Origin of the sequence: Bosea sp. F3-2, assembly GCF_008253865.1 — a bacterium.
Classification (GTDB): Bacteria; Pseudomonadota; Alphaproteobacteria; order Rhizobiales; family Beijerinckiaceae; genus Allobosea.
On the sequence record NZ_CP042331.1, the window covers coordinates 3,452,620 to 3,470,977 of the forward strand.

Annotated in this window: 16 protein-coding genes; 8 read left to right on the forward strand and 8 right to left on the reverse strand. The window is 67.4% G+C overall.

Annotation, left to right across the window (positions count from 1 at the left end):
• Window positions 1-981, forward strand: a complete 981-nt coding sequence (gene rocF, locus FQV39_RS15950; protein ID WP_149131176.1) for an arginase — start codon at window positions 1-3, stop codon at window positions 979-981.
• A 233-nt stretch (window positions 982-1,214) separates the two neighbouring features.
• Here the strand turns inward: rocF and ggt are convergent, their stop codons facing one another.
• Window positions 1,215-2,810 (reverse strand): gamma-glutamyltransferase, encoded by a 1,596-nt coding sequence (gene ggt, locus FQV39_RS15955; RefSeq protein ID WP_149131177.1) that lies wholly within the window; start codon window positions 2,808-2,810, stop codon window positions 1,215-1,217.
• Window positions 2,811-2,973: 163 nt separating this feature from the next.
• Between ggt and ilvA the strand changes: the two genes are divergently transcribed.
• The 3 genes from ilvA (at window position 2,974) to FQV39_RS15970 (ending at window position 6,839) form a co-directional block, all read left to right on the forward strand.
• On the forward strand, window positions 2,974-4,530 hold the full coding sequence (gene ilvA / locus FQV39_RS15960; RefSeq protein WP_282570339.1) for a threonine ammonia-lyase, biosynthetic: 1,557 nt from the start codon (window positions 2,974-2,976) through the stop codon (window positions 4,528-4,530).
• A 91-nt stretch (window positions 4,531-4,621) separates the two neighbouring features.
• The gene (locus tag FQV39_RS15965; protein ID WP_149131179.1) at window positions 4,622-5,506 is read left to right on the forward strand and encodes a LysR family transcriptional regulator; all 885 of its coding nucleotides are present in this window, start codon (window positions 4,622-4,624) and stop codon (window positions 5,504-5,506) included.
• A 103-nt stretch (window positions 5,507-5,609) separates the two neighbouring features.
• Entirely contained in the window at window positions 5,610-6,839 is a 1,230-nt protein-coding gene (locus FQV39_RS15970) for a GTP-binding protein (protein WP_149131180.1), read from the forward strand.
• A gap of 200 nt (window positions 6,840-7,039) precedes the next feature.
• Here the strand turns inward: FQV39_RS15970 and FQV39_RS15975 are convergent, their stop codons facing one another.
• Window positions 7,040-8,098 carry an ornithine cyclodeaminase gene (locus FQV39_RS15975; RefSeq protein WP_149131181.1) on the reverse strand — a complete coding sequence of 353 codons (1,059 nt, stop codon included), beginning with the start codon at window positions 8,096-8,098 and terminating at the stop codon, window positions 7,040-7,042.
• A gap of 127 nt (window positions 8,099-8,225) precedes the next feature.
• Between FQV39_RS15975 and FQV39_RS15980 the strand changes: the two genes are divergently transcribed.
• The 3 genes from FQV39_RS15980 (at window position 8,226) to mgrA (ending at window position 11,622) form a co-directional block, all read left to right on the forward strand.
• Window positions 8,226-8,663 carry an Lrp/AsnC family transcriptional regulator gene (locus FQV39_RS15980; protein ID WP_149131182.1) on the forward strand — a complete coding sequence of 146 codons (438 nt, stop codon included), beginning with the start codon at window positions 8,226-8,228 and terminating at the stop codon, window positions 8,661-8,663.
• Between the two features lie 413 nt (window positions 8,664-9,076).
• Entirely contained in the window at window positions 9,077-10,507 is a 1,431-nt protein-coding gene (locus tag FQV39_RS15985) for an aldehyde dehydrogenase family protein (RefSeq protein WP_149131183.1), read from the forward strand.
• A 92-nt stretch (window positions 10,508-10,599) separates the two neighbouring features.
• Window positions 10,600-11,622 (forward strand): L-glyceraldehyde 3-phosphate reductase, encoded by a 1,023-nt coding sequence (gene mgrA / locus FQV39_RS15990; RefSeq protein ID WP_149131184.1) that lies wholly within the window; start codon window positions 10,600-10,602, stop codon window positions 11,620-11,622.
• Window positions 11,623-11,809: 187 nt separating this feature from the next.
• Here the strand turns inward: mgrA and FQV39_RS15995 are convergent, their stop codons facing one another.
• Window positions 11,810-12,298 carry an Lrp/AsnC family transcriptional regulator gene (locus tag FQV39_RS15995; protein WP_149131185.1) on the reverse strand — a complete coding sequence of 163 codons (489 nt, stop codon included), beginning with the start codon at window positions 12,296-12,298 and terminating at the stop codon, window positions 11,810-11,812.
• A gap of 157 nt (window positions 12,299-12,455) precedes the next feature.
• Here FQV39_RS15995 and FQV39_RS16000 point away from each other — a divergent pair, with 157 nt between their 5' ends.
• Window positions 12,456-13,868 (forward strand): aminotransferase-like domain-containing protein, encoded by a 1,413-nt coding sequence (locus FQV39_RS16000; protein ID WP_248313030.1) that lies wholly within the window; start codon window positions 12,456-12,458, stop codon window positions 13,866-13,868.
• 37 nt (window positions 13,869-13,905) lie between these two features.
• On the opposite strand, the gene FQV39_RS16005 is transcribed toward FQV39_RS16000, so the two are convergent.
• The 5 genes from FQV39_RS16005 to FQV39_RS16025 form a co-directional block, all read right to left on the reverse strand.
• Entirely contained in the window at window positions 13,906-14,313 is a 408-nt protein-coding gene (locus tag FQV39_RS16005; RefSeq protein ID WP_149131187.1) for a DUF983 domain-containing protein, read from the reverse strand.
• A gap of 122 nt (window positions 14,314-14,435) precedes the next feature.
• Window positions 14,436-15,833, reverse strand: a complete 1,398-nt coding sequence (gene lpdA / locus FQV39_RS16010; protein WP_149131188.1) for a dihydrolipoyl dehydrogenase — start codon at window positions 15,831-15,833, stop codon at window positions 14,436-14,438.
• Window positions 15,830-16,012: a hypothetical protein gene (locus FQV39_RS16015; RefSeq protein ID WP_149131189.1), complete on the reverse strand. Its 183-nt coding sequence runs from the start codon at window positions 16,010-16,012 to the stop codon at window positions 15,830-15,832. Before FQV39_RS16015 ends, lpdA begins: the two co-directional genes overlap by 4 nt.
• A 4-nt stretch (window positions 16,013-16,016) precedes the next feature.
• Entirely contained in the window at window positions 16,017-17,339 is a 1,323-nt protein-coding gene (locus FQV39_RS16020; RefSeq protein ID WP_149131190.1) for a dihydrolipoamide acetyltransferase family protein, read from the reverse strand.
• Window positions 17,339-18,355, reverse strand: coding sequence for an alpha-ketoacid dehydrogenase subunit beta (locus FQV39_RS16025; RefSeq protein WP_149131191.1), 1,017 nt, complete (start codon window positions 18,353-18,355; stop codon window positions 17,339-17,341). The genes FQV39_RS16020 and FQV39_RS16025 overlap by 1 nt, the downstream gene beginning before the upstream one ends.
• Window positions 18,356-18,358: the final 3 nt, after the last annotated feature.

Here is an 18,358-nt window from a genome sequence, read left to right on the forward strand (position 1 = left end):
ATGACCGACATTTCCGCCAAGAACCCGGCCACACAGGGCCGCATCGCCCTGCTGGGCTGCCCGATCGAGGTTGGCGCCTCGCGTCGCGGCGCGCTGATGGGCCCGGCCGGCCTGCGCACCGCCGGCCTCGTGCGGGTGCTCGAAGATCTCGGCTACGCTGTCGACGACCATGGCGACATTCTTGCGCGCGACCTGAAACCGGTCGACGGCCCGGCGCCCGACAACGCTCGCTTCTACAACGAGATCGCCGCCTGGATGCGCGCGCTGAGCGCCCGCGCCTACGAACTCGCCCGCACCGGCGCCACGCCGATCTTCCTCGGCGGCGATCACAGCCTGTCGATGGGCTCGGTCAACGGCGTCGCCCGCCACTGGCAGGAGCAGGGCCGCAAGCTCTTCGTGCTCTGGCTCGACGCCCATGCCGATTTCAACATGCCGGCGATCTCGCCCTCCGGGAACATGCACGGCATGTCCTCGGCCTTCCTCTGCGGCGAAGCAGGGCTCGACGACCTGCTCGGCCTGGAGCCGCGCGCCTCGATCTCCCCGGAGCAGCTCAGCCTGTTCGGCATCCGCTCGATCGACCCGCTGGAGAAGGCGGCGGTGAAGGCGCGCGGCATCGACATCGCCGACATGCGCGCCATCGACGAGCACGGCGTCGGCGTGCTGATCCGCCAGACCATCGAGAAGGTGCGCGCCGCCAACGGCGTGCTGCATGTCTCGTTCGACGTCGATTTCCTCGACCCGCCGCTGGCGCCGGGCGTCGGCACGACGGTGCCGGGCGGCGCGACCTATCGCGAGGCGCATCTCGTGATGGAGCTGCTGCACGATTCCGGGCTGGTCCGATCGATGGACATCGTCGAGCTCAACCCCTTCCTCGACGATCGCGGCCAGACGGCGCGGCTTGCCGTCGAGCTCGCCGGCAGCCTGTTCGGCCAGCAGATCACCGACCGCCAGACGCCGTCGAACGCCATCGGCGCGGCCTGAGGGGGCTCCGCCGTCATTCCGGGGCTTCGCGCAGCGAAGAGCCCGGAACCCATGAACACGACGGTTATCCAGCCCGCGTCATGCTCGCCCTTGTGGCGAGCATCCACGTCTTGAACACGGCCTTCGACCAGCGAAGACGTGGATGGTCGGGACAAGCCCGACCATGACGGCAAATGTCCTGCTCATGGCATCCGGGCTCAGGCCTTCGGCCTGCCCCGGAATGACGGTGGGGCTCACACCGCCAGCGCGAAGCCGTCCTTGCGGTGGTCGGAGGCGCCGAACATCACCCCGCGCTTGTGATCGACCCAGATCGCCTGGCAGCCGCCGAGCGGCTCCTCGGCCCACACGACATCATGGCCGCGCGCCTTCAGATCAGCGGCAACGCTGGCCTGGATCGTCGTCTCCAGCGAGAGCTTGCCGTCATAGGCGAAGCTGCGCGGCGCATCCGAGGCCTGCTGTGGATCGAGGCCGCGGTCGAGGATGCCGGAGAGGAAATGGACGTGGCCGGTCGACTGGTACTGGCCGCCCATCACGCCCATCGGCATGATCGGCTTTCCGTCCTTGGCCAGCATGCCCGGAATGATCGTGTGGAAGGGGCGCTTGCGCGGGCCGATGGCGTTGGGATGCCCCTCGATCAGGCGGAAGCCCGAGCCGCGATTCTGCAGCATGACGCCGGCCTTCGATGCATAGATGCCGCTGCCGAAGGCGGAGAACAGCGAGTTGATGAAGGACACCATGTTGCCGTCGCCGTCGACGACGCAGAGATAGATCGTGTCCTTGTGCAGGGGCATATCGAAGGCTTCCGGCTTCGCCGCCTTCTCCAGGCTGATCTCCTTGCGGATCCGGCCGACGAACTGGTCGGAGAGGAAGGCTTCCGTATCGAAGGGGCTGACGGCCGGGTCGGCCACCAGCGCGTCGCGCTGACGATAGGCGGCCTTGCTCGCCTCGGCGAGGAGGTGGATGCGGTCCGCTTCGCTCAGCTTCTCGTCCTTGAGGTCAAAGCCCTCGAGGATGCGCGCGATCAGGAGCGCGGCGATGCCCTGACCGTTCGGCGGGCATTCCCAGAGGCGATGGCCGCGATAATCGGCGCCGATCGGGTCGACATAGTCCGGCTTCGAGGCGGCGAAGTCCTCGAGCCCGATCAGGCTGCCCGCACCTTTGAGCACGGCAACCATGTCCTCGGCGATCTCGCCCTCGTAGAAGGCGGAGCGGCCCTCGCGGGCGATGCGGCGTAGCGTCCTGCCGAGCGCGGGATGGACCATCTTGTCGCCGACGGCCGGGGCGTTGCCGCCCGGCAGATAGACGGCGTTGCCGAGGCCGTGCTTCTCGATCCGGCCGCGGGCCTTGGCCCAGTCGAGCGCGACGCGCGGCGTCACCACGAAGCCCTCCTCGGCGGCGCGGATCGCCGGCGCGAAGATCTCGTCCAGGCTCTTGCTGCCGTAATCGGCGACGAGGCGGCACCAGGCGTCGATGGCACCCGGCACGGTGACGGCATGCGGTGAATCCGCCGCGATCGCCGTCATGCCCTGCCCGAGGAACCAGCCGAGCTCGGCCTTGGCCGCCGCCCGGCCGGAGCCGTTGAGCGCCACCATCTTGCCGTCGGCCGGCGCGTAGATCGCGAAGCAGTCGCCGCCGACGCCGGTCATGTGCGGATCGACGACGGCCTGGACGGCAACGGCCGCGATGGCGGCATCGATCGCATTGCCGCCGGCGCGCAGGATCTCGACCGCGGCCAGCGTCGAGGCCGGATGCGAGGTCGCCGCCATGCCGCGATCACCGACCGCAACCGGCCGGCCCGGCGCCATGAAATCGCGATTGCCCCAGCTCATGCTCATCTCCACCTCTGCGGCGCCGTCGCTTCGCGGTGCCTTGTTTCGCTCAACGCTTTGGCGCGCCGGCCGGGGGCTTGGCAATCCCGCCCGGCGCATGGCCGGCATGGGTCACCCCTCGCCGTAGGCAGCCGTCCTGATTGACATCGCGGCATGGAAGGCTATCGCCGCCTGGAAGGACGGGGCTGCCATGCAAGACTACATCCGCAAGATCATCGGGGCGCGCGTCTACGACGTCGCGATCGAAAGCCCGCTCGATCCGCTGCCGCGGCTTTCAGGCCGCATCGGTGGCCAGGCCCTGCTGAAGCGCGAGGACCTGCAGCCCGTCTTCTCGTTCAAGCTGCGCGGCGCCTACAACAAGATCGCGGGTCTCTCTGCGGTCGAGGCCGAGCGCGGCGTGATCTGCGCCTCCGCCGGCAACCATGCGCAGGGCGTGGCGCTGGCGGCGCGCAAGCTCGGCATCAAGGCGACCATCGTGATGCCGCGCACCACGCCGGACATCAAGGTACAGGCGGTGCGCAGCCTCGGCGGGCGCGTCGTGCTGCATGGCGAGAACTTCGACGAAGCCTATGGTCATGCCCGCAAGCTGGAAGCGGAGAAAGGCCTGACCTTCGTCCACCCCTATGACGACCCGGACGTCATCGCCGGCCAGGGCACGGTCGGCATGGAGATCCTGCGCCAGCATCCCGATCCGATCGAGGCGATCTTCGCGCCGATCGGGGGCGGCGGGCTGGCGGCCGGCGTCGCGGTCTATGCGAAGTTCCTGCGACCGGAGATCAAGGTGATCGGCGTCGAGCCCGAGGACGCCGCCTCCATGGCCGGTGCCATCGCTGCGGGCGAACGCGTCGTGCTCGACCAGGTCGGGCTCTTCGCCGACGGCGTCGCGGTGCGGCAGGCGGGCGAAGAGACCTTCCGACTCTGCCGAGAGCTGCTCGACGAGGTCGTCACCGTCTCGACCGACGAGATCTGCGCCGCGGTGAAGGACATCTTCGAGGACACCCGCGCCATCGCCGAGCCCTCCGGGGCGGTCAGCCTCGCCGGCCTGAAGACCTATGCGGCGCGCAGCAACGAAAGAACGGGTGCCCTCGTCGCGATCAATAGCGGCGCCAACATGAATTTCGACCGTTTGCGCCATATCGCCGAGCGGGCCGAGATCGGCGAGCAGCGCGAGGCCCTGCTCGCGGTGACCATTCCCGAGAAGCCGGGCAGCTACCGCGCCTTCATCCAGCTGCTGGGCCGGCGCGCCATCACGGAGTTCAACTACCGCTACTCGGACCCCAAGGCGGCGCGCATCTTCGTCGGCGTGCAGCTTTCCGAGGGCGAGGCCGAGAAGCGCCAGATCATCGCGATGCTGGCCGAGCACGGCTATCCGGTGCTCGACATGAGCGACAACGAGCTCGCCAAGCTGCATATCCGCTACATGGTCGGCGGCAAGGCGCCGGGTCTCGCCGACGAATTGCTGTTCCGCTTCCAGTTCCCGGAGCGGCCGGGCGCGCTGCTGAAGTTCCTGAACAGCCTCTCGGCCGACTGGAACATCTCGCTCTTCCACTACCGCAACCACGGCGCCGATTACGGCCGCGTGCTCGCCGGCGTCCAGATTCCGCAGGCCCAGCGCAGCCAGCTGACCAAGCGGCTCGATGCGCTCGGCTATCCCTATTGGAGCGAGAGCGACAACCCGGCCTATCTGTCGTTCCTGGCGGAGATGCCTCCGGGAAGCTGACCGCCTGTTCGGCACTCCCGCGCCCCTCATCCTGAGAACCGCGCCACAGGATGAGGACTGAGTTTTTTCGATCGGGCTGTAGGATCAGTGCATGACGCTCGAACAGCTTCGCATCTTCGTCGCCGTCGCCGAACGGGAACACCTGACGCAAGGCGCCCACGCCCTCAATCTCACCCAGTCGGCGGTGAGTTCCGCGATCGCAACGCTGGAGGCGCGCTACGCCACCAAACTGTTCGACAGGATCGGCCGGCGAATCGCCCTGACCGAGGCCGGCCGGCTCTTCCTGACAGAAGCCCGCGCCGTGCTGGCCCGGGCCGCAGCGGCGGAAGCCGTGCTCTCCGATCTTTCGGGGCTCGCCCGCGGCTCGCTCGCGCTGATGGCGAGCCAGACAGTGGCGAACTACTGGCTGCCGCCGCTGATCCAGCGCTTTCGCCGGGAGCATCCCGGCATCACCGTCTCGCTCGCTATCGACAACACCGAGACGGTGAGCGCCGCCATCCAGAATGGCGCCGCCGATCTCGGCTTCATCGAGGGCGAGATCGACGACCCGGCGCTGGCCATGACCGCCGTCGCAGAGGACGAACTCGTCATCGTCGCGCCGGCCGGCCATCCCTGGGCGGAAACGCCCCCTTCCCCTGCCGAACTGAAGCAGGGCGCCTGGGTGCTGCGCGAGCCGGGCTCAGGGACGCGGGCCATGTTCGAGGCGGCGCTGCCGGGGCTTGGCCTCGACGCGACCGACCTGACGGTGGCGCTGGAGCTGCCCTCCAACGAGGCGATCTGCGCCGCGGTCGCCGCCGGCGCCGGCACCACCGCGATCTCGCGGCTCGTCGCCGCCAACGCCATTGCCGCCGGGCGCCTCGTCACCGTAGCGCTGCCGCTACCGAAGCGCCGCTTCCTCGCGCTCCGGCACAAGGAACGCTACCTCGCGAAGGCAGCGGCAGCCTTCCTGGCGCTGGCAGGAACCAGCGCGCCCTGAGCGGATCTCAAGGGTGATCTCCGACCTGTCCGTCTCAGGGCGGTTGACATCTATGTTATGTTATAATGTAACAGATCATCTTTCATCGAACCGGGTCTCTCCGATGGCTTCGTCTCCCCTCCTCGTCGACCGGCGCCTGCCGGTCACGGTCCTCTCCGGCTTCCTCGGTGCCGGCAAGACCACGCTGCTCAACCACATCCTGAACAATCGCGAAGGCCGGCGCGTCGCCGTCATCGTCAACGACATGAGCGAGGTGAACATCGACGCTGATCTCGTGCGTGAGGGTGGTGCCAATCTCTCCAAGACCGAGGAGAGCCTGGTCGAGATGAGCAATGGCTGCATCTGCTGCACGCTGCGCGACGATCTGCTCAGCGAGGTGCGCCGCCTCGCCGAGGAGCGGAAGTTCGACTACCTGCTGATCGAGGGCACAGGCATCGCCGAGCCGCTGCCGATCGCTGCGACCTTCTCCTTCCGCGACGAGGAGGATCGTTCGCTCGACGACGTCGCCCGGCTCGACACGATGGCGACCGTCGTCGACGCGCTCAACCTGCTCCGGGACTACGACAGCCGCGATTTCCTCGGCGACCGCGGCGAGACGGCCGGCGAGGGCGACGAGCGCACGCTGGTCGACCTGCTCGTCGAACAGATCGAATTTGCCGATGTGGTGGTGATCAACAAGGCGAGCGAGGTCTCGCCGCAGGAGTTGGAGAAGGTCAGGCTGGTGGTGCGCGGGCTCAATGCCGATGCCCGCATCGTCGAGGCCGATTTCGGCCGCGTGCCGCTCGACCGGCTGCTCGATACCAAGCTCTACAGCGAGGAGAAGGCGCAGACCCACCCGCTCTGGCACAAGGAGCTCTACGGCTTCCGCGACCATGTGCCGGAGACCGAGGAATACGGCATCCGCTCCTTCGTCTACCGGGCGCGGCGGCCGTTCCATCCGCTGAAGCTGCACGCCTTCATGGGCAAGCGCTTGCCAGGCGTCGTCCGGGCCAAGGGCCATTTCTGGCTGGCGACCCGGCCGCATTGGGTCGGCGAATATTCGCTCGCCGGGCGCATCACCCGCACCGAAGGCATGGGGCGCTGGTGGGCGGCGGCGCCGAAGGAGCGCTGGCCGCGCTCGGAGGAATTCCTGTCGCTGATGCACAGGCACTGGTCGCCGACATGGGGCGACCGGCGCCAGGAAATGGTGTTCATCGGCGGGCCGGAGATGGACGAGGCGGCGATCCGCGCCGAACTCGACGCCTGCCTGACCGGCAGCCCGACGACCGGGCTGACGCAGGCGCTGCTCGGACTCGAAGACCCGTTCCCGCGCTGGGACCGCGACGCGGCCTAAATACGAAATGCGATCCTTGGCCAGGAACCACCGTCATCCCGGACGGAGCCCTCGGGTCCGATCTTCGATCGGCCCAAGGATGAACTCCGCGAAGATCCGGGATCCATGCCTGAGCCTTGATCGGAGACGCCCCGGCATGGATCCCGGGTCAAACCCGGGATGACGTCGTGGTTATATCGAGAACCAGCATGCCGAATGGCTCAGGCTGCCGCGGCCGCGCCCGGCGCAGCGCGCATCAGCATGCCGAAGAGATCGCGCGGGTCGTCGGGGTCCGCGATCAGGTCGAGATCGACATAGGTGCCGGCCTCGCGTATGCGCTCATGAACATAGCGCAGCGCCGAGAAATCCTCGATCGCGAAGCCGACCGAGTCGAATAGCGTGATCTGGCGGGCATCCGTGCGCCCCACCGCCGTGCCGGCGATGACCTTCCACAGCTCCTCGACCGGGTGATCGGGATCGAGCTGCTGGATGTCGCCCTCGATGCGGGTCTGCGGCGGATATTCGACGAAGATCGAGGAGCGCAGCAGCACGTCGCGGTGGATCTCGGTCTTGCCGGGGCAGTCGCCGCCGACCGCGTTGATGTGGACGCCGGCGCCAACCATGTTGTCGGTCAGGATCGTGGCATATTGCTTGTCGGCAGTGACGGTGGTGACGATCTCGGCGCCCTCGACCGCTTCCATCGCCGTGGCGCAGCGGGTGATCCTGAAGCCATGGCGCGCGAGGTTGCGGGCGCATTTCTCGGTCGCGGTCGGATCGACGTCGTAGAGCCGCAGGTTCTCGATGCCGAGCAGTGCGCGGAAGGCGAAGGCCTGGAACTCGGACTGGGCGCCGTTGCCGATGATCGCCATGGTCGCGGCGTTCTTCGGCGCGAGGTGCTTTGCCGCCACCGCCGACATCGCCGCGGTGCGCAGCGCCGTCAGGAAAGTCATCTCCGAGAGCAGGACGGGATAGCCGGTCGCGACGTCGGAGAGCAGGCCGAAGGCGGTGACCGTCTGCAGGCCGGCCTTCATGTTCTTGGGATGGCCGTTGACGTATTTGAAGCCGTAGAGCTTGCCGTCGCTGGTCGGCATCAGCTCGATCACGCCCTCGAGGCTGTGAGAGGCGATGCGCGGCGTCTTGTCGAAGATCTCCCAGCGGCGGAAGTCGTCCTCGATATAAGCAGCGATGTCGGACAGCATCCGCTCGATACCGATCGCATGGACCAGCTTCATCATGTGGTCGACGCTGACGAAAGGCACGACATTCAGTTGCTGAACCATAGGATCCCCTGTTGCTCTTGCGAGAGCCCTATAGTGCCCGCCTTCGCCGGCAGACGATAGAAGCCAGATTGACCTGATCGATGCCGGTATTGATCGAAATGGATAGAGACATTATCCATTTCGGGCGATGGACGATATCGACCACAAACTCATCACCCTGCTGCGCCATGACGGGCGCCGCAGCATCTCGGACCTGGCGGCCGATCTCGGCCTGACGCGGGCGACGGTGCGCTCGCGGCTGGAGAAGCTGGAGCAATCGGGCGAGATCATCGGCTTCACCGTGATCCTGCGTTCGGATGCGATCGACCTGCCGGTTCGTGGCATCACCATGATCGAGATCGCCGGTCAGGCCGCGGATTCGGTGATCGCCGCGCTGAGCGGCTTCAGCGAGGTCTCCAGCATCCACACCACCAACGGCAACTGGGACCTCGTTGTCGAGCTCGGCACCTCCGACCTGATCGCCTTCGATCAGGTGCTCAGACGCATCCGCCTAATCCCTGGCGTCACCAACAGCGAGACCAGCCTGCTCCTGGCGACGCCGCGCAGCGTCAAGGCGCGGCTGTAGATCCGTTTCAACTAGGTTGTCTCGTCATTGCGAGCGCAGCGAAGCAATCTAGGGGGACTGGGCTGAACGGTTTGCCCCAGTCCCCCTGGATTGCTTCGTCGCTGACGCTCCTCGCAATGACGGCTCTGGCGGGCTGGCTCGATCGGAAGACGTTACGGGGCTACCGCCAGACAAGAAGCGCCGTTGCATGGCGGCCATCCGCAAACGCGCTTCCCGGCGTGGTGACAGGCGCACGCTGCCCCCCTAACGTTATGCCCCGTCAGATACAGCGTCGATGGCGACCGGCGATGCATGATCGCGCAAGGCCGCCCGTTCGCGTCGGACACCGACAGTTCCCGCTCGGGGCATGACCGCCGGCCGCTTTCCGGCCGGTTTTCCGCGCCTTGGGCCAAGACGAGGCAGGAGACCAGACCATGGCGCATGAGCTCGAATTCTACATCGATGGCCAGTGGGTAAAGCCCTCCGGCAGCCGCACGCTCGGTGTGGTCGACCCGTCCAACGAAGAGGTCTTCGCCACCATCGCGCTCGGCGAGCAGGCTGATGTCGACAAGGCCGTCGCTGCGGCACGCGCCGCCTTCCCGGCCTTCGCCGCGACCTCCAAGGCCGAGCGCCTCGCGCTGATGCGCCGCCTCGCCGAGGCCTACAAGAAGCGCTACGACGCCATCGCCGACATCCTGTCGCGCGAAATGGGCGCACCGAAGGAGCTGGCGCACCGGGCGCAGGCCGCGATGGGCACAGCGCATCTCGCCAAGATGATCGAGACGCTCGAGAATTTCGAGTTCGAGGAGCTGCGCGGCACCACCCTGATCGCCAAGGAGCCGATCGGCGTCGTCGGCATGATCACGCCGTGGAACTGGCCGCTCAATCAGATCATGTGCAAGGTCGCCCCTGCCCTCGCCGCCGGCTGCACTATGGTGCTGAAGCCCTCCGAGATTGCGCCGCTCAACGCGCTGATCTTCGCGGAAGCGATGGACGAGGCCGGCGTGCCGAAGGGCGTGTTCAACCTCGTCAACGGCGACGGGCCGACGGTGGGCGAGGCGATCTCGCGCCATCCGGGCGTCGACATGGTCTCCTTCACCGGCTCGACGCGGGCCGGCATCCTCGTCGCCAAGGCGGCGGCGGATACCGTCAAACGCGTGCATCAGGAGCTCGGCGGCAAGTCCGCCAACATCATCCTCGACGATGCCGATTTGAAGAAGTCGGTGAAGCTCGGCGTCGAGAGCGTGATGCGCAACTCCGGCCAGTCCTGCAACGCGCCGACCCGGATGTTCGTGCCGGAGAAGCTGCATGAGGAAGCCCTCGCCATCGCCAAGCAGGTGGCCGAGCCGCTCAAGGTCGGCGCTCCCTCGGCGGACGGCGTGTTCCTCGGCCCGGTCGTCAGCGAGGCCCAGTACGAGAAGGTGCAGCGTCTGATCGAGGCCGGCATCAAGGAAGGCGCGACGCTGGTCACCGGCGGCCCCGGCCGTCCGGAAGGGCTGAACCGCGGCTACTATGTCCGCCCGACGGTCTTCGGCGGCGTCACCGACGAGATGACCATCGCCCGCGAGGAGATCTTCGGCCCGGTGCTCTCGATCCTGCCTTACAAGAGCGATGACGAGGTGGTGGAGCGCGCCAACGACACGCCCTACGGCCTGGCTTCCTACGTCCAGTCCGGCTCGCAGGAACGCGCCCGCAAGGTCGCGGCGCAGATGCGCTCGGGCAATGTCTACATCAACTACCCGGCCTGGGACGCGGGCGCGCCCTTCGGCGGCTACAAGCAGTCCGGCAACGGCCGCGAATACGCTGCTTTCGGCCTTGAGGAGTTCCTCGAGATCAAGGGCACGGTCGGCTACGCCGCAGCCTGATCGGACAGCCATCTGACGAAAGCGAGGCCCGGTGGACTGAAAGCCACCGGGCCTTCATCTTATCGACCATTCAATCGATTGAGAGGCAGGCCATGGTCAATCCGAACCGCTATGACGCGATGCGCTACAATCGCTGCGGCCGCAGCGGGCTGCAGCTGCCGGCGCTCTCGCTCGGCCTCTGGCAGAACTTCGGCGAGACCGGCAGCCACGCCAACATGCGTGAGATCTGCCGCACCGCCTTCGACCTCGGCATCACCCATTTCGACCTCGCCAATAATTACGGGCCACCGCCCGGCTCGGCCGAGACCGCCTTCGGCGAGATCCTGCAACAGGACTTTGCCGGCTATCGCGACGAACTCGTCATCTCGACCAAGGCCGGCTACCGGATGTGGCCCGGCCCCTATGGCGAATGGGGCAGCCGCAAATACCTGATCTCCAGCCTCGACCAGAGCCTGAAGCGGATGAAGCTCGACTATGTCGACATCTTCTATTCCCATCGCTTCGACCCGAACACGCCGCTGGAGGAGACGATGGGCGCGCTCGACGCCATCGTCCGTCAGGGCAAGGCGCTCTATGTCGGCCTCTCCTCCTACAATTCGAAGCGCACCCAGGAGGCCGTCGCGATCCTGCGCCGGCTGGGCACACCCTGCCTGATCCACCAGCCGAGCTATTCGATGCTCAATCGCTGGATCGAGCAGGACGGGCTGCTCGACACGCTCGATGCCGAGGGCATCGGTTCGATCGTGTTCTCGCCGCTGGCGCAGGGCATGCTGACGGACAAGTACCTCAAGGGCGTGCCGGCCGGCAGCCGCGCCGACAAGAAGGCGCCGTCCTTCCGCGAGGGCTTCCTCAGCGAGGACAACATCAAGCACATCGCGGCGCTGAACGAGATCGCCAAGGCACGTGGCCAGAGCCTCGCCCAGATGGCGATTTCCTGGGTGCTGCGCGGCGGACGGGTCACCTCGGCCTTGATCGGCGCGAGCCGGCCGGAACAGGTGATGGATTGCGTCGCGGCGCTGCAGAATCCGGAATTTTCGGCTGAGGAGCTGGCCGCCATCGACAGGCACGCCGTCGAGGGCGGCATCAACATCTGGGCGGCGTCAGCGGAGCGGTAAGTTATCCTTCGCCGTCATTCCGGGGCGGGCCACAGGCCCGAGCCCGGAACCCATGAACACCGCGCGAACAGGATGAAGCGTTTCCCGACGCCGCTTAGCGAAACGTGACAGTGTTCATGGGTTCCGGGCTCATCGCTGCGCGATGCCCCGGAATGACGGTTTGGTTCCGCCGCAAACGCGTGACCGCTCAATCCTCCTCCGCCACCGCCGCGATCGGCAGGGCGCTGGAGCGCTTCACCTGCCCGAGCGCGAAGCTCGACTCGATCGAAGCGACGCCGTCGAGGCGAGTGAGCTTGTCCTTGAGGAAGCGCTCATAGGCCGGCAGGTCGCGCACGACGATGCGCAGGAGATAGTCGCGCTGGCCGGTCATCAGATAGCAATCGACGACCTCGGGCCAGCGCGCCACGGCCTGCGAGAAGCGGTCGAGCTCGTCCTCGCGCTGGCGCTCCAGCTTGATCGAAACGAAGACGCTGATCGGCAGCCCGACTTTGGTCTGGTCGATGATCGCAGCATAGCCAGTGATGACGCCCGCCTCCTCCAGCATGCGGATGCGGCGCGCGCAGGGCGAGGCCGACAGCCCGATCCGGTGGGCGAGGTCCTGCACCGAGAGGCGCGAATTGATCTGCAGTTCCGCAATGATCTTGCGGTCGAGCGCATCGAGGCGCAGGCGTGCCATTCCCTGTCTCCGGCTCCGGCTGACATGGCTCTTTTACAGGAGTGACAGCTCGCCACCATCCGCATCGCCGCGAAGGAGGGCGACAGCCGCGGCATGCCACTGGCGCAGATGGGCCGTCCGCGCTATGCGATGCCTACAATCGCGGGAATGTATGGAATTGGCTCAGGCGAAGGCCGACAGCGACGAAGCGCTCCACTGGGTCGGCCGGCTCGATCCGGCGGCGGGGCCGCGCTATCTGCAGATCGTCGCGCAGCTTGAGCAGGCCGTCACTGAGGGGCTTCTCCGGCCCGGCGACAAGCTGCCGCCGCAGCGCCGGCTGGCGGAGCATTTCGCGGTCGATCTCACCACGGTGACGCGCGCCTTCGGCGAGGCTCGCGAACGCGGGCTGATCGACGCGGTGACGGGGCGCGGCTCCTTCATCTCGGCGCGGCAGGAGCAGGAAGGGCCGCCGCTCGATCTCAGCATGACCATCCCACCGGCGCCGAAGGGTTTGCGGCTGGGCGAGCTGATGCAGCGCGGCATCGCCGAGATTCTGGCGCGCAGTGATGCCGACCAGCTGATGAACTACCATGGCGGGGCAGGCTCGCTCGCCGAACGCGCCGCCGGAGCGGCCTGGCTCGCGCCGCTATTGGGCGCGCTTCCGCCTGACCGCATCGCGGTGGTGCCGGGTGCCCAGACCGGCCTCAACGCCCTGCTCTCGCTGCTGGCCCGGCCCGGCGAGCCGATCCTGATGGAGCCCCTCGCCTATCCCGGCCTGATCGATGCCGCCCGTCAGCGTCGGCTCGCCATGGTGCCGGTCGCAAGCGACGCCGACGGGCCGCTCCCGGACGCCCTCGACGAGGCTGCCGGCCGACATGGCGCCAGGCTGTTCGCGCTGACGCCGACGTTGCAGAACCCGACCTGCGTCACCCTGCCCGAACGGCGCCGGCAGGACCTCGTCGCGGTCGCCCGCCGACGCGACATCACCCTGATCGAGGACGATCCCTACAGCCTGCTCGCCGGCGATGCCCCCGCACCGCTCGCTGCGCTGGCGCCCGAGCGGACATGGCATGTCGCGACCTTGTCGAAGGTTCTGACGCCCGGCCTGCGCACGGCCTTCGTCGTCATGCCGGAGGGAGCCGACAGCACTGCGTTCCTCGCCGCCCTGCGCGCGACGGCCCTGATGCCGGCGCCGCTGATGACGGCGCTCGCTGCGCACTGGATCAGGATCGGCGCGGCCAAGGATCTGCTGGAAGGCGTGCGGCGCGAGGCGGCCGAACGGCAGCTGCTGGCGAAGGAAATCCTGCCCGAAACGATGCAGGGCCATCCGCATGCCCTGCATGTCTGGCAACCCCTGCCTGCGCATTGGGAGCGCAGCAGCCTGATCGAGCGCGCCCGCGTCGCGGGGCTCGGCGTCATGGCGGCCGACGCCTTCAGCACGGGCGGCGCGGCGCCGGACGCAATCCGGATCGCGCTCGGAGCGATCCCGGAGCGGGCGAGGCTCGCCGAGGCGCTCGGCCTCCTCGCCGGGCTGATCCGCGGCGATGCGCGAGAGACGGATCCGATCAGGTTGAATCAACCTGATCGGTGAATCCGTCTCTAAACTTAAGTGAGAGCACGCGGCCAGCTCAACTCGAGGCGGCCGGCTTTTCCTGCGGCGTCGGGCGGGCGAGCCGACCTTCTTCCGCCTTGTGGAAGAATTGCGAGGCGACGAGCCAGCCCTTCAGCGGCTGAAGCGGTGGAATGCAGGTCAGCAGGATCAGCGGCAGCGTCGTGACCAGATGCACCCAGGTCGGCGGGTTGTAGGTCAGCTCCAGCCAGAGCGGGAAGGCTGCGGCCGGGATGCAGACGAACATCATCACGAAGAAGGCCGGTCCATCGGCGGGATCCGCGAAGGAATAATCCAGCCCACAGACCTCGCATTTCGGCTTCAGCTTCAGGAAGCTCTCGAACATCTTGCCCTGCCCGCAGCGCGGGCAGCGGCCGCGCAGGCCGGTCTGGAGCGGAGAGAGTGGCGGCCAGTGCTCGCCGGACATGAATGATCTCCTCGGGACGGCGCCGTTCGATCGGCGTCGCCCCTCAGATCATCCTCGATGCAGACAATGTCAATATTGTATGCATCTTAGCTGGCTGCCTGCGCGGATCGGCCGCGGGCGCCTCAGATGTGCAGCGCGTGCCCCAGCGCCTTCATCGCGGCCTCCGGGAAGGCCTCGCCGAGCGTCGGATGGGCGTGGATCGTGCCGGCGATGTCCTGCAGTGTCGCGCCCATCTCGATGGCGAGCCCAAAGGCGGCGGACAACTCCGAAACGCCCTGCCCCACCGCCTGGATGCCCAGCACCAGCTCACTGCCGGCCTGCGCGACGACGCGCACGAAGCCAGCCTCGCCGTGGCGTGTCATGGCCCGGCCATTGGCGGCGAAGGGGAACTGGCCGATCTTCAGCTCATGGCCGGCACGCTTCGCCTCCTCGGGCGAGAGACCGACCGAGACGATCTCAGGATCGGTGAAGCAGATCGCCGCGATGCCGCGCTTATCCCAGGCCCGCGGCAGTCCGGCGACGATCTCTGCCACCATCTCGCCCTGCGCCATGGCGCGATGCGCCAGCATCGGTTCGCCGGTGACGTCGCCAATGGCATAGATGCCGCGCATCGACGTCTCGCAGCGCTCGCCGATGCGGATGAAACGGCCGTCCATATCGAGGACGAGGTTCTCGAGGCCGAGATCCTCGGTGACGGGCTTGCGCCCGACCGTGACCAGAACCTTATCAGCAGGTAGGCTGCGCTCGGAGCCATCAGCCGTCTCGATCCGTAAGCCGTCGCCCTTGGCCGTCGGGCCAAGCGCCTTGGCCCCGGTCAAAACCTCGACGCCGAGCGCGGTCAGGCGCTTCGAGACCGGGCCGGTGAGTTCAGTATCGTAGAGCGGCAGGATGCGCTCCAGCGCCTCCACCACCGTGACCTTGCTGCCCATCCTGGCAAAGGCGATACCCAGCTCCAGCCCGATATAGCCGCCGCCGACCACGACGAGGCGCTTCGGCAGCTCGGTCAGCGCCAGCGCGCCGGTCGAGGAGATGACGTTGCCGCCGAAGGGCAGGAAGGGCAGTTCGACCGGGGCCGAGCCGGTGGCGATAACGATAGCCTCGGCATGAATCGTCTTCGGTCCGGTCTCGGTCTCGACCACGACCGTCTTGCCGTCGCGGAAACGGGCGCGGCCATGGACGATCTTGACCTTGGCCTTGCGCAGCAGCGCCGCGACGCCGTTGTTGAGGCGCTGGACGATGCCGTCCTTCCAGGTCACGGCCTGCTTCAGGTCGAGCTTCGGCTCAGCGACCGTCAGGCCGAAGGGCGTCTTGCCGGCGGCGGCCTCGGCCGCCTTCTCGAACTCCTCGGCGACATGGATCATCGCCTTGGAGGGGATGCAGCCGACATTGAGGCAGCTGCCGCCGAGCTTGGTGCTTTCGACGATGACGGTATCGATGCCGAGCTGGCCGGCGCGGATGGCGCAGACATAGCCGCCGGGGCCGGCACCGATGACGAGGAGCTTGCAGGTGATCTCGGTCATGGCCGGTCTCCATCGTCCAGGCTTTCGCGATCGTCCGGGCCCTCGCTCGTCATTGCGAGGAGCGTCAGCGACGAAGCAATCCAGGGGGACTGGGTCGAAGCGTTCAGCCCAGTCCCCTGGATTGCTTCGCTGCGCTCGCAATGACGGCTGGCCGCATCACCTTCGATGACGATCCTCATCACGTCACAGATCCACGAAGAGCGTGGCCGGGTTCTCCAGCAGCTCCTTCAGCCGCTGCACGAAGACGGCGGCATCCCAGCCGTCGATGACGCGGTGGTCGAAGCTGGAGGACAGGTTCATCATCTTGCGCGGCACGAAGGTGGTGCCGTCCCAGACGGGCCGGACCACCATCTTGTTGACGCCGACGATGGCGACTTCCGGATAGTTGATCACCGGCGTCGTCGCGATGCCGCCGAGCGCGCCGAGCGAGGTGATGGTGATGGTCGAGCCGGTCAGCTCGTCGCGGGTCGCGGTGCCGTCGCGGGCGCGCTCGGCAAGGCGATTGAGCTCGATGCCGCAGCCCCAGAGATCGCGCGCCTCGGCATGCTTCACCACCGGCACGATCAGTCCCGAGGGCGTCTGCGTCGCGATGCCGATATTGATCGCGGCATGCTGGCGGACGATGCCGGCCTCGTCGTCATAGAGCGCGTTGAGCGCCGGCTGCTCGGCGAGCGCCTTGACCATGGCGCGCATCAGGAAGGGCAAGAGCGTCAGCTTCGGCCGCTCCGGGGTCGGCTTCTTGTTGAGGGTGGCGCGCAGGTCCTCCAGCGGCGAGACATTGACCTCCTCGACGATGGTGATGTGCGGGATGCGCGACTTCGACAGCGCCATCTTCTCGGCGATGCGACGGCGCAGACCGACGACCTTGATGTCGGTAACGGCATTCTTCTCAGCGAAACCAAGCCCACGCGCCGGCTCAGGCCCGCGCAGCAGGAAGGCGTCGATGTCGTCATGGGTGATGCGGCCGGCAGGGCCGGTACCCGGCACCTGGCGCAGATCGACGCCAGCCTCGCGGGCCTTGAGACGCACGGCCGGCGAAGCCAGCGGCTTCTCGCCCGGTGCGCGACGCTGGGCCGGAGCGGCACTGACGCGGTTCTGTGTCGCCGCGGGCTTCGGCGGCGGAGGCGCGGCAGGCTTGGCGGGAGCGGCCGGCACCGCGGGCTTCTCCGCCTTGGCCGGAGCGACAGGGGTTGCAGCCGCTTTCTCGGCCGGAGCTGCTTCCGTGGCTACAACCTCGGGCGCTTCGGCGGCAGCACCGCCCTCACCAGCTACCTTGAGCTTTACCAGGGCCGAGCCGATCGCGACGGTGTCGCCGACCTCCGCACCCACCCAGGTGACCTCGCCCTCGACCGGCGAGGGAATCTCGACTGTCGCCTTGTCGGTCATCACGGCGGCGAGCAGATCGTCCTCGCGAACGATATCGCCGACCTTGACGTGCCACTCGACAAGCTCAGCCTCGGCAATGCCCTCGCCGACATCCGGCAGCTTGATGATGCGCTCGCCCATCAGCGTGCCTCCATGATGTCGCGCAGCGCCTGTCCGAGGCGGGCGGGACCGGGGAAATAGTCCCATTCCTGCGCATGCGGATAGGGCGTGTCCCAGCCGGTGACGCGCATCACCGGCGCCTCCAGATGGTAGAAGCAATGCTCCTGCACCAGCGCGACCAGCTCGCCGCCGAAGCCGGAGGTCAGCGTCGCCTCGTGCAGGACGATGCAGCGGCCGGTCTTCTCGACCGAGGCGATGATCGCTTCGAGATCGAGCGGGACGAGCGTGCGCAGGTCGATGATTTCGGCGTCGATGCCGGTATCCTCCGCCGCCGCCAATGCGACATGGACCATGGTGCCATAGGCGAGGATGGTGACGGCATTGCCCTCACGCCGCGTCACCGCCTTGCCGAGCGGCACGGTGTAGTGGCCTTCCGGCACCTCGGAGAGCTCATGCTTCGACCAGGCCGTGACCGGGCGGTCGTGATGGCCGTCGAAGGGGCCGTTATAGAGCCGCTTCGGTTCGAGGAAGATCACCGGGTCGGGGTCCTCGATCGCGGCGATCAGCAGGCCCTTGGCGTCGTAGGGGTTGGACGGCACGATCGTCTTCAGGCCGGAGACATGGGTGAACAGCGCTTCCGGGCTCTGGCTGTGGGTCTGGCCGCCGAAGATCCCGCCACCGGTCGGCATGCGGATCACCATCGGGCAGGTGAAGTCGCCGGCCGAGCGGTAGCGCAGGCGCGCCGCCTCCGAGACGATCTGGTCATAGGCCGGGTACATGTAGTCAGCGAACTGGATCTCGATGCAGGGCTTGAGGCCATAGGCAGCCATGCCGATCGCGGTGCCGACGATGCCGGCCTCGCTGATCGGCGCGTCGAAGCAGCGCGAGACGCCGTATTTCTGCTGGAGCCCGTGGGTGCAGCGGAAGACGCCGCCGAAGAAGCCGACATCCTCGCCGAAGACCACGACATTGTCGTCGCGGCCCATCGAGACGTCCATGGCGGAGCGGATCGCCTCGATCATCGTCATCTTGGCCATCGC